General features: G+C 69.5%; 16 protein-coding genes. 10 read left to right on the top strand and 6 right to left on the bottom strand.

Going from position 1 to position 14,668, the window contains the following annotated elements; all coding sequences use genetic code 11:
* The first annotated feature begins 34 nt into the window (after window positions 1–34).
* Window positions 35–466, top strand: coding sequence for a response regulator (locus tag RWO33_RS08535; RefSeq protein ID WP_314104248.1), 432 nt, complete (start codon window positions 35–37; stop codon window positions 464–466).
* On the opposite strand, the gene RWO33_RS08530 is transcribed toward RWO33_RS08535, so the two are convergent.
* The gene (locus tag RWO33_RS08530) at window positions 463–1,629 is read right to left on the bottom strand and encodes a hypothetical protein (RefSeq protein ID WP_314104245.1); all 1,167 of its coding nucleotides are present in this window, start codon (window positions 1,627–1,629) and stop codon (window positions 463–465) included. The genes RWO33_RS08535 and RWO33_RS08530 overlap by 4 nt on opposite strands.
* Window positions 1,630–1,780: 151 nt before the next feature.
* Between RWO33_RS08530 and RWO33_RS08525 the strand changes: the two genes are divergently transcribed.
* From RWO33_RS08525 to RWO33_RS08490, 8 genes are all read left to right on the top strand, one after another.
* Window positions 1,781–2,209, top strand: coding sequence for a hypothetical protein (locus RWO33_RS08525; protein WP_314104242.1), 429 nt, complete (start codon window positions 1,781–1,783; stop codon window positions 2,207–2,209).
* A gap of 4 nt (window positions 2,210–2,213) precedes the next feature.
* A complete protein-coding gene (locus RWO33_RS08520; RefSeq protein ID WP_314104239.1) occupies window positions 2,214–2,729 on the top strand; it encodes a DUF202 domain-containing protein in 516 nt (171 codons plus the stop codon).
* A gap of 10 nt (window positions 2,730–2,739) precedes the next feature.
* The gene (locus RWO33_RS08515; RefSeq protein WP_314104237.1) at window positions 2,740–3,663 is read left to right on the top strand and encodes a formylglycine-generating enzyme family protein; all 924 of its coding nucleotides are present in this window, start codon (window positions 2,740–2,742) and stop codon (window positions 3,661–3,663) included.
* A 33-nt stretch (window positions 3,664–3,696) separates the two neighbouring features.
* Entirely contained in the window at window positions 3,697–4,680 is a 984-nt protein-coding gene (locus tag RWO33_RS08510) for a transporter (protein WP_314104235.1), read from the top strand.
* A gap of 38 nt (window positions 4,681–4,718) precedes the next feature.
* Window positions 4,719–5,540 carry a DUF2092 domain-containing protein gene (locus tag RWO33_RS08505; protein WP_314104234.1) on the top strand — a complete coding sequence of 274 codons (822 nt, stop codon included), beginning with the start codon at window positions 4,719–4,721 and terminating at the stop codon, window positions 5,538–5,540.
* A gap of 1 nt (window position 5,541) precedes the next feature.
* A complete protein-coding gene (locus RWO33_RS08500; RefSeq protein ID WP_314104232.1) occupies window positions 5,542–6,102 on the top strand; it encodes a hypothetical protein in 561 nt (186 codons plus the stop codon).
* A gap of 120 nt (window positions 6,103–6,222) precedes the next feature.
* Entirely contained in the window at window positions 6,223–6,777 is a 555-nt protein-coding gene (locus RWO33_RS08495; protein WP_314104230.1) for a DUF4136 domain-containing protein, read from the top strand.
* A 111-nt stretch (window positions 6,778–6,888) separates the two neighbouring features.
* On the top strand, window positions 6,889–9,159 hold the full coding sequence (locus tag RWO33_RS08490) for a patatin-like phospholipase family protein (RefSeq protein ID WP_314104228.1): 2,271 nt from the start codon (window positions 6,889–6,891) through the stop codon (window positions 9,157–9,159).
* A 29-nt stretch (window positions 9,160–9,188) separates the two neighbouring features.
* Here the strand turns inward: RWO33_RS08490 and RWO33_RS08485 are convergent, their stop codons facing one another.
* From RWO33_RS08485 to RWO33_RS08465, 5 genes are all read right to left on the bottom strand, one after another.
* On the bottom strand, window positions 9,189–9,365 hold the full coding sequence (locus tag RWO33_RS08485) for a protein BatD (protein WP_145477453.1): 177 nt from the start codon (window positions 9,363–9,365) through the stop codon (window positions 9,189–9,191).
* Window positions 9,366–9,381: 16 nt separating this feature from the next.
* Complete coding sequence (locus RWO33_RS08480) at window positions 9,382–9,516, bottom strand: hypothetical protein (protein WP_314104225.1); 135 nt, start codon at window positions 9,514–9,516, stop codon at window positions 9,382–9,384.
* 472 nt (window positions 9,517–9,988) lie between these two features.
* On the bottom strand, window positions 9,989–10,789 hold the full coding sequence (locus RWO33_RS08475; protein ID WP_314104223.1) for a DUF2092 domain-containing protein: 801 nt from the start codon (window positions 10,787–10,789) through the stop codon (window positions 9,989–9,991).
* A 111-nt stretch (window positions 10,790–10,900) separates the two neighbouring features.
* Entirely contained in the window at window positions 10,901–12,796 is a 1,896-nt protein-coding gene (locus tag RWO33_RS08470; protein ID WP_314104221.1) for a DUF885 domain-containing protein, read from the bottom strand.
* A gap of 82 nt (window positions 12,797–12,878) precedes the next feature.
* Window positions 12,879–13,814: a LysR family transcriptional regulator gene (locus tag RWO33_RS08465; RefSeq protein WP_314104218.1), complete on the bottom strand. Its 936-nt coding sequence runs from the start codon at window positions 13,812–13,814 to the stop codon at window positions 12,879–12,881.
* 95 nt (window positions 13,815–13,909) lie between these two features.
* On the opposite strand from RWO33_RS08465, the gene RWO33_RS08460 reads away from it, so the two are divergent.
* Window positions 13,910–14,668, top strand: a 759-nt coding sequence (locus RWO33_RS08460) for an MFS transporter (RefSeq protein WP_314104217.1), incomplete at its 3' end; no start/stop codon positions are given.

Below are 14,668 nucleotides of genomic sequence, written 5' to 3'. Positions count from 1 at the left end.
CACCATCGCTGTGTGCCTTGACCTGGCGGAAACCATGAATGCTGTGCGCGTGCTGCTGGCCGAAGACGGTTCCGCCATGGGACGCCAGCTGCGCGGGCTGCTGGCCGAGCAGTTCCAGGTGATCGGCCTGGTGCAGGACGGCGCCTCGCTGGTCAAGGCGGCGCAGAGCATGCTGCCTGATGTGGTGGTGACCGACATCGCCATGCCGGAGGTCAACGGCCTGGAAGCGGCAAGGCGCCTGCGCCGGGAGCGGCCGGTGCTCGGGGTGGTGTTTATCACCGTGCATGCCGAGCCGCAGATGGTGGCCCAGGCGATGGCGCTCGGCGCCTGCAGCTACGTGCTCAAGTCCGACGCGGGAGACGACCTGGCGCCTGCGGTCCTGGCCGCGTCGCGGGGCGAGCCGTTCGTGTCGCGTTCGCTGTCTTCGGCGCTGCTGTCGTCAGGCACGCAGCAGCACGCCCGCTAGAGCAGGATGCCGAACAGCTTGGCGATCAGTTCGTCCACCGACATCGCCAGCAGCACCAAGGGGCACAATGGCAGCGCCGCATGCAGGGCGATCCAGAGCAGGACCCAGCGGTCGACGGGCACGATCGCCATCCTTGCCACGCCCTGGTAGACGGCGTTGAAGTCGGCCAGCGCGGACGGGTCGCCGTGGTCGAGCAGTGAATCGGCCGGGCGCGTCGGCGCGCGCAGCGGATGCCAGCGCGCATCGAAGGTGGCGGCCATGCGCGAGGCGAGGGCGTCGAAGCGGAACAGGGCATGGCGTTTGGCCCGCACCATCGGTGGGGCCAGCAGCAACAGCGGGGCGACCAGCACGAACGTGGCGCCGACCACGTACCCCCCCAGCAGGTGGCGCAGGCCATGCAGCGTTGCGCCCAGGTACGTCATCTGGTTCAGGCATGCACCGGCCAGCAGCAGTCCGCCGACCAGCGCCAGCACGGCGAAGCGCTCCTGGGCGCGGCCGAGGAAGCCCAGCCCGCCGGCGCCGTCCGGATGCTGCGGGCGGAGCGTCAGCCCGACCCTGGGCAGGCGCCAGAGCAGACCGATCCAGAGCAGGAAGCGCCACCACCACAACAGCAGTACCAACCGGTAGAGCGGCAGCGACACCCATTCGTACCAGTGGCCGGCGGCACTCAACGCATTGCCCTGCATGCGCCAGTCGGCAATGCCGGGCAGCAGCGTCACCGGCGCCTCGCCGAGCAGCGCGGGCAGCCACGCCAGTACGACGCACATCGCCTCCGGCCACCAGCCGTCGCGACCGCGACGCATGCGTGCCAGCAACGCCTCCAGTCGTGGCAGGCGCCTTTGCGGGACCACCGCAGGGTGCGAGAGCTGCCGGAAGGCATTGTGCAGCAGCGCGTCCGCGCGCGGCGCAGCGACCACCAGCAGCGGCAGGGCCAACAGCAGCCGTGCCAGTGACGCGTAATCGCCGGACAGGGGCATGCCGGACGCGCGGGGCAGCAGCCAGCCGCTGCCCGCGCACAGCAGCAGCAGCGGCAGCAGCGCCACCGCCAGCAACGCCAGCGCGAGCCACCACGACAGGTGGCGGCTGCAGCGCGTGGCGCCGGTCGCGTCCAGCAGGCGGTGCACCAGGCCACCGCGCATCAACGAATAGCCATGCCGGACCATGCAGGTGCCCCGTTTGCGTCCACCGCGAGGATAGCGCCGCCTGTGCCCGCGGGCGGCGCAGTAAAAATACTGGTGGCGATGCAGTACTTATCTGGGTTGTGCGCCTGCGGACGCGCGTACAAGCTGGATCCCTGTCGCATGGAATCCGGCAATGCTGCTCCTGGTGATCGACTTCCTGACCCGGTTCTGGACCGACATGATCCATCGCGCCGACGGTCCGATGACCTTCCGCTTTTTCCTGCAGCCCACCATGGCGCTGATCACCGCGCTGATCGACGGTATCCGCGACGCCCGGTCCGGGCGCACCCCGTACGCGTGGCGGATCGCGCACAGCGAGCCGGTGGCACGCAGGGCGGCGTGGCGCGAAGGCGTGACCGCCACTGCGCGGATCCTGCTGCTGGGCGTGGCGATGGACGTGATCTACCAGGTCCGCACCCTGGGGGGTTTCAGGTATCCGGCCGAAGCGTTCGTGATCGCCGTGGTGCTGGGATTCATCCCGTACCTGTTGCTGCGCGGGCCGATCGACCGCATCGCCAGCCGCTGGTTCAAGCGCCATCCCACCCCGCCGGAGCGCAAGTAGACCGATGAACGATTCCGCTTCCAACGACGAACTGCTTCGCAACCGCGCACGCGGCATCGCCCACGCCAGGGAGCTGCTGGGGGGCGCCGACGAGGCATCGATCGAGCTGTCATCGCGCCGCACCGGCATGTCCTTCCAGCGCACCCGCATGAGTGCGGACCGCACGTTGATGTCCATCATCCGCACGGCGTTGTCCCTGATCGGGTTCGGCTTCACCATCTACCAGTTCTTCGGCCACATGGTGGAAACGGCACAGGGCGGGCTGCGTCCGCATGCCCCGCGCAACTTCGGCGTGGCCCTGGTGGCGCTGGGCCTGGTGCTGCTCACCCTGGGCATCGTCTACCACCTGCGCTACATGAAGGAACTGCGTGCCGAACGCGCGCTGATGACCGAGCAGGGACTGATCCACGGACAGAGCCACTATCCGGTGTCGCTGACCCTGATCACCGCCGGCCTGCTGTGGGGGCTGGGCGTGCTGGCGATCGTCAGCATGACCTTCAATGTCGCCCCATTTGGCTGAGGACCTGTGCATGAGCGTGATTGCCGACACCATGATCGACCTCGAAGGCGGGCTCTTCCTGATGGGGTCGAATGACCACTATCCGGAGGAGCGCCCGGCGCACAAGGTGCGGGTGGGGCCGTTCCGGATCGACCGCTACCCGGTCACCAACCGTGAATTCTCCCGCTTCGTGCGCGACACCGGCTACGTGACCGCCGCCGAACGCCCGGCCGATCCGCGCGACTACCCGGGCGCCGACCCGGCGCTGCTGGTGCCTTCGTCGGTGGTGTTCGTGCAACCGTCGCGCCCGGTCGACATGTCCAACACCCACAACTGGTGGCAGTACGTGGCCGGTGCCGACTGGCGCCACCCGCGCGGACCCTTCACCCATCTGCAGGGCATGGACGACCACCCGGTGGTCCACGTCAACTTCGCCGACGCGTTGGCGTACGCGCAGTGGATCGGCAAGGACCTCCCGACCGAGGCCGAGTGGGAGTTCGCCGCCCGCGGCGGCACGCAGGAGACCGAATTCGCGTGGGGCGACAGCCTGACCGTGCGCGGCCGCCACCAGGCCAATACCTGGCAGGGCGACTTCCCGTGGCAGAGCCTGGACGAGGACGGGTTCCGCTGGACCTCCCCGGTGGGCAGTTTCCCGCCCAACGGCCATGGCCTGTACGACATGATCGGCAACGTATGGGAGTGGACCAGCGACTGGTACCAGCAGCACGACCAGCTGCAGGGCAAGCCCTGCTGTGCGATCGACAACCCGCGTGGCGGGGTGCGCGAGCGCAGCCATGACCGGCACGACCGCAGCGCGATCCCGCGACGGGTCATGAAGGGCGGCTCGCACCTGTGCGCGCCGAACTACTGCCGGCGTTACCGCCCGGCGGCACGCATGGCGCAACCGATCGATACCTCGACCTGCCACGTGGGGTTCCGCTGCGTGGAACGTTGAGCTTCCTTTTCCTGCTGCAACGAGGTGATTGCCATGCCCATCACGACGCACGCCCACTACCGCCGCAACTGCGTGGCCTGCGCGGTGCTGCTCGGGACACTGGCACTGGTGGCGGCGCTGCCGGCGCATGCCGTGGAGGGCGGCCTCGGCCGTTCGATTACCGGAATGCAGATCACCTCCTATGTCGGGGTGATTCCCCCCGAGCCGGGCATGCAGTGGTCGCTCAGCTACGTGCACTACGACGGGAAAATCAGCGGCAGCCGTGCAGCCCCCATCGCGGGCCAGGTGTCGCTGGGGCTGGAAGCGGACGTCAGCCTGACCGCCGCCACCGGCGTCTACGTGTGGCCGACCGGCCCGGGTAAATGGAACTTCGCGTCGATGCTGACCGTGCCGTACATCGACGCGGACATCACCGCCGGCCTGCAGGGCCCGCTGGGCAACCAGGTGCGCACCCAGGACAGCACCTCCAACCTGTTCGACGTGTACTTCGCCCCGGTCATCGCCGGGTACCACATCGACCAGGTCCAGCATGTGTCCTTCGGGCTGTATGTGTATGCGCCGACCGCCCGGTACACCCCGGGCAAGCTGGCCAACCCGGGCCTCAATGTGTGGACGGTATCGCCGGCGGTGGGCTACACCCACCTGTTCCAGAAGGGCACGCTGGAATTCAGCGTGCTCGGCGGCATGGACTGGTACAGCCGCAATGACGACACCGATTACAAAAACGGCCTGGTGCTGCGCGCCGACGCGCTGCTGGTCAAGCGCACGCCGAGCGGGTGGGGGTTCGGCGCAGCCGGCGGCTGGCTGCAGCAGGTGCAGGACGACGATGGCGATATCGCCGACCGACTGGATGGCTTCAAGGGCCGTTCGTTCGGCCTGGGGCCGGTCCTCACCTACGGAAAGAAGTGGTCCGGCGGCGAGCACCTGGACGTGTCCTTCCGCTACCTGAGTGAATTCAGCGTACGCAACCGCTTCGAGGGCGATCCCTGGAGCGTCACCCTGAGCGCCGGTTTCTGAACTGGCTTCTGGCCTTTCGCATTCCTGGAGACTGGTCCATGCCAACCCCTGCAACGACACTTGGCTACACTGCCTGCCTGCTGCTGGCCGGGGTGGGCGCCACCGCATTTCCGGTGTCCGCCGCGCCACCGGCGCCGGCGGCCGCGGCGACCGCAACCGGGCAGGAGCGCGATCCGCAGGCGCTGGCCGCGCTGGACCGCATGGGCGCCGCGCTGCGAGCGCTGGACCATTTCTCGCTGGTGTCCGACGCCAGTACCGAGGTGGTGCTGGAGGATGGGCAGAAGATCGAGCTGGACGGCGTGGTGACCTACAAGGTCAAACGCCCGGACCAGCTGTTCCTGGAACTGCGCAGCGACCGCCAGTTGCGCCAGCTGATCTACGACGGCGACCGCCTGACGCTGTACTCGCCGCGATTGAAGTACTACGCACAGGTGGAGGACGTGGGCGCCACCCTCGGCGAACTGGTGGAAGCGGCCGCCAACCGCTACGGGATCGAGATGCCGCTGGCGGACATGTTCCTGTGGGGGACCGACAAGGCACCCAAGACCGCCATCCGCGGCGCGCTGCACGTGGGCGGCGGCACCCTCGACGGGGAGTCGATCGAACAGTACGCCTTCAAGCAGGACGGGGTGGACTGGCAGGTCTGGATCTCCAGCGCGACCTCGCTGCCGAAGAAGCTGGTGATCAATTCGCTGGACGACCCCGCACAGCCGCAATACCGCGCGCGCCTGCGCTGGGACACCAGGGCGCCGGTACCGGCCTCGGCCTTCCAGTTCACTCCGGCGGCGGATGTCGCCCGGATCAAGCTGGTGCCGGTGGAGGTTGCCGCCGTGGTACCCGACGCAGACCCGGAGAACTGACATGCGCATGCTGGCAGCAGATCATCGAACCCTCCTGCGCGCCTGCGCGGGCAGCCTGCTGGTGGTGCTGGCGCTGGGCAATACGCTGGCCCATGCACAGCATGGGCATCGCGGTGGGGGCGGCGCGGCACGCGCCGGTGCCCACGCCAACATCAATCGCCCGGTGCAGCGACCGCAGGGCGGCGCGGTCAACCGGGGCGGCGGAAACCACGCGCGTGGCGGTGACATCAACCGCAACGCCGACCGCAACATCAATCGCAATGTCGACCGCAACGTCAACCGCAATGTCAATCGCAACGTGAACGTCGACGTGGACTACCACGACCACCACGACGACCACTGGAACAGCTGGGACGACCATCCGTTCGCCACGGCCGCGGCGGTGACCGCCGGGGTGGCCGTGACCTCGGCGGTGATCGGGTCCATCGTCACTTCGATCCCGCCCAGCTGCGTGACCACGGTGATCAACGGCATGGCCTACCAGCAGTGCGGCAACACCTGGTACGAGCCGCGCTACAGCGGTACCACCGTGCAGTACGTGGTGATCAACGCGCCGCGCTGAGCGGCGGCGGACCGGTAGTTTTGCCTGCCCGGCCTGCGTAGTTATGCGGATTACCCGGCAGTGCGTGCGCAGTACGCTGTGTGCAACGTGACGTTCCCATTCGAACCTGGAGCCCGTGCCATGAAAGCCTTCGCGATTGCGGTCCTCGCCACCCTGCTGGTGGCCTGCGCCTCCACGCCCACCGTCCATACCGATTTCGATCCCGGCGCGAACTTCGCCTCGTTCAAGACCTACAGCTGGGCGATGAAGCCGCAGGGCGGTTCGCCGCTGGTGCAGCAGCGGATCGTCGACGGCATCGACGCCCGCCTGGCCGCGCGCGGCTGGACCCAGGCCGCCAACGGCGACGTGGCGATCGCCGCGCATATCGTGACCAGCCAGCGCCAGACCCTGGACACCTTCTACACCGGCAGCAACATGGGCGGCTGGGGCTGGGGCTGGCGCGGTGGCGGCTGGGGCGGTGGCATGGGCATGGGCTCGGCCACCACCACGGTGCGCACCTATGACGTCGGCACGCTGGTGGTGGACATGTTCGATGCGCGCAGCAAGCAGGCGGTCTGGCGGGGCACGGCCGGTGGCACGGTGCCGACCTCGCCGGAACGCGTCAACGCGGCGGTGGAAGCCGGGCTGGACAAGCTGTTCGCCAACTTCCCGCCGGGTTCCGCGCCGGCGCGTTGAGCCAGCGCGGCATCGGTTTCACCGCGTGGCGTCGTGCCAGGGCCCATCCCTCCCACTGGCACGGCGTCGCGCACTTTCTCCATTCCCGACCCGTCCCGATGAGGTGCCGCCGTGACGAGCCGCGCAGCTCCCGCCGCTTCCACGCTGCTGCTGGCCCTTCTAGGCGCGGCAGCGCCGGCCTGGAGCCAGCAGGCGCCTGCCGTGAACATGCCCACCGGCGGCAGCTGCGGCCACCGCGAACCGGGCGACACCCGCCCGCGGATCGGGCTGGCACTGGGTGGCGGGGGTGCACGCGGCATCGCCCATGTGCGCATCCTGCGCAAGCTGGAAGCGCTCCGCATCCCGGTGGACTGCATTGCCGGCACCAGCGCGGGCGCCCTGGTGGGCGCGCTGTATGCGTCCGGCAAGAGCCCGGCGCAGATCGAGCAGGTGGTGCTGGACACGCAATGGATGGCGATGTTCAGCGATACGCTGCCGCGCCGCGAGCGCTCGCTGCAGCGCAAGGCCGACGACTACGAACAGCTGGCGCCGATCGGCATCGGACTGGGCGGGCAGGGCAAGCGCGTCCAGTTGTCCGGGGGCGTGTCGCAGGGCGAGCGGCTGATCGCGTTGTTCGAGACCGCCACCGGCGGCAGCCGGGTCAGCGGCGATTTCGATGACCTCTCCATTCCGTTCCGCGCCGTCGCCACCGACCTCAACACGGGCCAGGCGGTGGTGCTGGACCATGGCAGCCTGCCGATGGCGATGCGCGCCAGCATGTCGTTGCCGGGCATCTTCCGCCCGGTGGCGATCGACGGCCGGGTCCTGCTCGATGGCGGCGTCTCCAACCAGGTGCCGATCGACGTGGTGCGTGCGATGGGCGCGGAGCGGGTGATCGCGGTGGACGTGGGCACGCCGCTGAGCGAGCTGGATCGCGACGCCAGCCTGGTCGACGTGATCAGCCAGCTCAGTGGTTTCCTGACCACCCGCAATGCACAGCGCCAGCTGGACACGCTGGGTGCGCAGGACCTGCTGATCGCGCCCGAGCTGACCGGCAAGGTGGCCACCGGCGAGTTCGACAAGGCCCCCGAAGCGCTGGAGATCGGGCAGCAGGCCGCCGACCGCGCCGCGCCGGCACTGCGTGCGTTCGCGCAGCCGGAACCGGCCTGGCAGCGCTGGTACGCGACCCGTGGGGAGCGTGCCGCCGATGCCGCGCCGGCGCCGATCGCGTTCGTGGAAGTACGCAACCACACCGGCTACGCCGACCAGCTGCTGCTGTCCTACCTGCCGGTGGAGATCGGCAGGCCGCTGGACAGCCGGGCGATGCAGGACGGCGTGCTGCGCGCCTACGGGATGGATACCCTGGCCAGCATCAGTTACGAGGAAATCCGTCGCGGCGACCAGGTCGGCGTGGTGATCACCGCGTACGAGAAACCGAATGGTCCGGCCTACCTGGAGGCCGGTGTCAGGCTCAGCAACGACCTGGACGGCAACCATGAAAGCAATCTGCGCGCCGGCCTGCTGTTCGCGCCGCTGTCGCCGTACGGCGCCGAGGCGCGGGTGACCCTGCAGATAGGCAGCGAGCCGGCCCTGCAGGGCAGTTACTACCATCCCTTCGATGTCGGCAACCGGTATGCCTTCGCCGCCGCGGGCGGCTACGAGACACGCAGCTTCAACGTGTTCGACGCGGACGGCAACAAGACCTCGCGCTACCGTGTGCAGCGTTCCGGGGCGAGCATGGCGATGGTCCGCAACGTGTCCAACGTGCTCTCGCTGCGCGTCGGCGTGGAGCGGTTCGCTGGCAGGGCCAGCATGGACATCGGCTCGCCGCGGGTCCCGCGCACCGATTTCGACGAAGGCGCGCTGACCGCCAGCGCCGCCTACGACAACATCGACAGCGTGTACTTCCCCCGCGACGGCTTCCTGGTCCAGCTGGGGACCTACCAGTCGCGAGAGAGCCTGGGGGCCGATACCCGCTTCGGCCAGATCGACCTGGACGCGGTGGGGGCGTTCCCGTTCGGCAGCAGCGCGGTACAGCTTGGACTGCGCTACCACGTCACCGCGTCGGGCACCGCGCCGGTGCAGAGCCTTTACCGCCTGGGCGGACGCTGGCGGCTGGCCGGTTTCCAGCACAACCAGCTGACCGGGCAGGACTATGCGCTGGGGTTTGCCGGCTACACCTATGAACTGGGCAAGGTGCTGGGCCGTTCGGCACAGGTGGGCGGCACCGTGGAATACGGCAATGCCTGGCAGCGTCGCGCGGACATGTCGCTGAGCGACGGCATCTGGAACGGCAGCCTGTTCCTCGGCTTCGATTCCTGGATCGGTCCGTTGATCTTCGGCCTGGGCATGCGCGAAGGCGGCCACCGCGTGGTCTTCATCGAGCTCGGCCAGGCCTTGTGACGCCGGCGGCTGGCCGGCGCCACGACGGGTTACAGCACCTGCGCCAGGATCACCGCCAGCGCGCCGACCCAGCAGACGAGGACGAACCATGCCAGCACCGCGTTGGCGCTGATGCCGCGCTTGCGCACGAACAGGCTGACCACCAGCGCGGCCAGCAGCGGCACCAGGAACAGGCACAGGATCCAGAACCAGGGATGGGTGATCATGCCCGTCGCGCGCCGCTCATCGCGGCGCGTCCACGACCACGTACTGCACGGTGGTGCCGACATAGCGCGGCTGGTACCAGCCATTGCTGCACTGCTGGTAGCCGATGCCGTCGATCACCACGGTGCTGCAGTCCACCGGCAGGCTGTACACCACCGAGCCGATCGCCGCAGCGGTGAGCGCGGCCCCGGCGGTGAAAGCGGCCGCATCCCAGAACGGATGGTCCCAGTAGGGCGGCGGCGGGGGCGGCGGCGGGGGATACGGATGGGGTCCCGGACCGGGACCGGGTCCGGGATGAGGACCGGGGCCAGGGCCAGGATGCGGACCAGGACCAGGACCAGGACCAGGACCAGGACCAGGACCAGGTCCAGGGCCGGGATGCGGTCCAGGCCCAGGACCGGGATGTGGACCCGGGCCGGGCCCAGGACCGGGATGCGGGGTGAAGCCGCCGCCGCCGTGGAAGCCACCACCGCCACCGAAACCGCCGTGACCGGCAATCGAGGGGTGGGCGAAGCCACGCAGGCCGGGCCGGGCCTCGGCCGTGGCCGGGAGCAACATAGCGGTAGTGCCGCCACACAGCAGGGCGGTCAGCAGCGCGGTGCGCATCGTGCTGGGGAGGGTCATTTCAGCGGCCTCCAGTAGCGGTGTCATCGGCAGCCACGGCCACCGGCACGAACACGATGCGGGTGGCGCCGTCGGGGCGGAACACCAGGTCGTTGGCGGCCACCGCGCTGCGTGTGTTCCAGTCCAACGTCGCCAGGTAGCTGGGCAGTGCCGGGTCGGCGTGGCTGGTGATGAGCAGTTGCAGCGGCAGCCGGGTGGTGTCGGAGATCCACACCTGCCAGTCCACGCCGGGCTGGCGGAACGCGTAGTGGCGGGTGGGCTGGTTGTCGATGCGGTCGGTGCCGACGAACAGCGCCGAGTCGATGCGCTCGGTCGGGAACCCCGGGGTACCCCACAGGAACAGGTCGGCCAGCGGGAATTCGATGCCCAGCTGGGTCGCCGAATCGTTGAGCAGGGCCTGGATGCTGCGGTCCAGGTTCTCCACCCGCGCGTAGTACTTCTGTTCGGGCGAGGCGATGGTCAGCGTATGCCCGTCATAGAACAGCTGGCGGTGCTGGTGCTCACTGCGGACTTCCACGAAGAAGCGGTCCGGCCCGATCACCTTGTAGTCCACCGTACCGGCCAGGGCCACTTTCTGCCCGTCCTCCAGCACGTAGTCGGTGCGGGTAGTGGCCGACAGGGCGAACTGCGGCAGCGCGCGCAGGGCCTTGCCCATGCGCTCGAGCGCGGCGATCGCATCCGGGTCGCGGGTGGCCGCGCCGACGGTGTCGCTGGCGGTGGGTGGCGCGGCAGTGGCGGTGGACACGACCCAGGGCGGCGCCAGCAACAACGCCAACAGCAGGCAGGAACGGGAAAGGCGCATGGTGCTCTCCGGCGGGTGACGGCCTGCGGCGCAGGCCATGTCCCACTGTGCGCACGCGGTTTCGCGCCGACAACCGGAGTTTCACCGAGCCGCCCTAGGTATTTCTACCGGTCAGGGCGCGCGCGGCGGCGGGCTGCCACCCGCGGCGATCCAGGCATCCACCGCCTGCTCGACCACGGTCATCGGCATGGCCCCGTTGCCCAGGACCAGATCGTGGAAGGCGCGGATGTCGAAGCGTTCGCCAAGCTGCGTGCGGGCCTTTTCGCGCAGGGCGAGCAGGCGCAGCTGGCCCATCTTGTATGACGACGCCTGGCCGGGTTGGACCAGGTAGCGGTTGACCTCGATCCGCACGTCCGAGGCCTGCATGCCGGTTTTTTCCTCCATGTAGGCGATGGCCTGTTCCGGCGTCCAGCGCTTGCGGTGCAGGCCGGTGTCCACCACCAGCCGCACCGAGCGGAACATCTCGGCCTGCAGGCGGCCGATGTCGCCGGCCGGATCGTCCTTGTATACGCCGGCTTCGGCCATCAGCTGTTCGGCATACAGCGCCCAGCCTTCGGAGAAGGCGCTGGGGTTGAGGCTGCGCCGCAGCAGCGGCAGGTCGGTCAGGGTCTGCCCGATCGAGATCTGGAAATGGTGGCCGGGCGAGCCCTCGTGGTAGGTGAGGGTGGGGAGGCTCCAGCGGGTGTTGGAGGCCATGTCGCCCAGGTTGATGTAGAACGTGCCGGGGCGCGACCCGTCCAGCGCCGGCGGATAGTAATAACCGCCCGGCGAGGTCGCCTGCATGTGCGCCGGCACCGGCTGCACCACCAGTTTCTGCGGCGGCAGGTGGCCGAAGTAGGTCGGCAGCAGCGGGTCGAGCGCGCGCAGGCGCTGCTCGATGTCGCCGATCAGCTGCTGGCGGCCGGCGTCGCTGTCGGCGTAGCGGTAGCGCGGATCCTCGCGAAGGGTCCGGATGCGTGCGGCCACCGTGCCCTCGCGCAGGCCGAGCTCACGCAGCCGTGCGTCCATGCTCTTCTCCAGGCGCGCCACTTCACCCAGGCCGATCTGGTGAATGGCATCGGCGCCCAGGTCGGTACTGGTGTACCAGCGCAGCGCGGCATCGTAGTAGGCATCGCCGTGCGGCAGCGCCCACATGCCCTTGTTGCCGGGATGCGTCGCCCGCAGCGCCACTACGCGGTCCAGCAGGCGCTGGTAACCGGAATTGACCGCGACGCGGACGGCAGTGGTGGCCTGTTCGACCAGCGCGGTGCGGTCGGTGGCTGGCAGGTCGGGCAGTTTGTCGAGCCTGCGCTGCAACGCGGCGACCCACAGGCTGGCGTCGGGAGCAGGGGCCAACAGGGTCCGGAACTGGGTTTCCGCGCCGGCCAGCGCCACCTCGGGTGGCACCACGCCCTGCGCGGCCTGCATGTCCAGGTTGGCGCGGACCTGGTCGAGCTTGCCGCCCATGGCCTGCAGGCGCGCGATGTAGCGGCGCGCGCTGGCCACGTCGGTCACCGGCACCTGGTTGTCGAAGAACTGCGGCAGGTTCACCGGCAGGCTGAACAGCTGGTCCACCGCATAGGTGCTGCCGCCGACCGGCAGCCACGCGGCCGACCACGGCACCGCCATCAGGTCGATCTGGGCCTGGTAGAACCAGCGCGCCAGCCCATCGCTGAGCCGTTGCTGCGGGTCCAGCGGTGCACCGTTCCAGGCCTTGATCGCGGCCAGGTTGTCGGCCAGCAGGCGGCGGTTGACCTCGCGCTGGGCCAGCGACACATCGGTGAGGCGGCTGGCGCTTTCTTCGGCACCGGGACCGCCGATCCCGAGCAGGGTGCGCAGCTCGGGGTCGGCGTTGATCGCGGCCAGGGTCTGCGCATCGAGCAGGGCGTTGAAGGTCTGCGCCTGCGCCTTCGGGGTGGCGGCGGCGCGCGGCGGTGCCTGGGCAGCGGCCGGCGCAGGATGCAGCGTGGAGGCGATGGCGAAGCAGAGCAGGGTGGCGACAGCGACGGCGGGCGTGGACGAAGGCACGGGGCGGACTCCGAAGGCGGGCAGCTGGAACGGAGGCTACAGGATCGGTGGAGTTCAAGGCGCGCCGTTGCGCCTGGCCCGGTCAGCCCAGCGATCGCATGCCATGCGTGTGCGGCAGGCTGGCCTTCATCGTGTCGATGAAGGCGCGCAGCCGCGACGGGATCTGGCGTGCGGACGGGAACACCAGGTGCACCGGCAGCGGTGGCGCTTCCCAGCCGGGCACCAGCTGCAGCAGGCGTCCCTCGCGCAGGTCATCGGTCACCAGCCATGACGACACCACCGCGGCGCCGAGGCCGGAGAGCGCGGCACGCCGCACCACGAACAGGTTGTCGGTGAGCAGGCGCGGCTGGATGTCCACCCGCAGTGCCGGACCGCCGGTGGCCGGCAACAGGCTGAAACGTTCGCGGTAGAACGTGGTCAGAGCGATCCACGGCAGCCGTGGCAGCAGCGCGGGGTCGTGCGGATCCGCCGCGCCCACCAGCGCGGGGGCGGCGATGACGATGCGCGGCACCTCCGCCAGTGGCACCGCCACCAGCTGTGGCTGGTCCACGCCGCCAACCCGGATCGCGCAGTCGACGCCATCGGCGATGAAATCCACCGGGCTGTCCTCCAGCATCCATTCCAGCGTCACCTGCGGGTAGCGCGCCAGGAACTGCAGCATCGGTTCCAGCAGCTGGGCCTGGCCGAACGCATGCGGCACCACCACGCGCAGTCGGCCACGCGGCACTTCGCGTTCACCGCGCAGGTCGGCCTGGATCGCGTCCCACTCGTCGACCAGCGCCCGCGCGTGCGCGTAGCAGCGCTCGCCGTCCGCGGTGAGGGTCATGCGGTGGGTGGAGCGCTGGATCAGGTGCAGGCCGAACAACCGTTCCAGCGCCTGCAGGCGGCGGCTGACCGTGGGCTGCGTGGTGCCCAGCTGCGCGGCCGCGGCCGACAGGCTGCCGCTTTCCACGATGCGGACGAAGGTATGCAGCAGGTCGATCCGGTCCGCGCCGACGACCGGGGAGGCGATGGCCATGCAACCTTCGTATGATGAATATGTACTCAAGCCTACTACACGCCTGCTGTTCCAAGCGCGATCCTTGCACCACTTACTGTTTCGTGGAGTGGATCATGTCCAGCGTGCATATAGGGGCCCTGGCGCCCGAACGAACCGGCGTCCCGTCGCGGTTGATCGTGGCGTTGGCGGCTGGCGCCGGCTTTTCGGTCGCGTCGATCTATTACAGCCAGCCGATGCTGGGGGTGATCGCGGCTGGCCTGGGCAGCGATGCGCAGGCAACCGGCATGGTGCCGACCTTGACCCAGCTGGGCTACGCGCTGGGCATCCTGCTGCTGGCGCCGCTGGGCGACCGGGTCGACCGGCGGCGGCTCATCCTGTTCAAGTCCCTGCTGCTGGCCGCGGCGCTGGTGGGCGCGGCCGTGTCCGGCGGCCTGCCGTCGCTGCTGCTGGCCAGCCTGCTGGTCGGGTTGATGGCCACGGTCGCGCAGGACGTGGTCCCGACCGCGGCGATGCTCGCCCCCGAACACCAGCGTGGCGCGGTAGTCGGCAAGGTCATGACCGGCCTGCTGCTGGGCATCCTGCTCTCGCGGGTGGCCAGTGGGCTGGTGGCGCAGGCGCTGGGCTGGCGGGCGATGTTCGGGTTCGCGGCGGCATCGGTGGTGGTGATGGCGCTGGCCCTGGCGCGCGAACTCCCGCACCTGGCCCCGACCACCTCGCTGGGGTACCCGGCGCTGCTGCGTTCACTGGTGCACCTGTGGCGCGGGCAACCGCAGCTGCGCCGCGCGATGCTCGCGCAGGGGCTCCTGGCGGTGGGCTTCAGTGCGTTCTGGTCGACCCTGGCGGTGATGCTGCACACCCGCTACCAGCTGGGC

Source organism: uncultured Stenotrophomonas sp. (genome assembly GCF_963519925.1).
Lineage (GTDB): Bacteria > Pseudomonadota > Gammaproteobacteria > Xanthomonadales > Xanthomonadaceae > Stenotrophomonas > Stenotrophomonas maltophilia_AE.
This window is presented reverse-complemented; position numbering and strand designations above follow the sequence as displayed.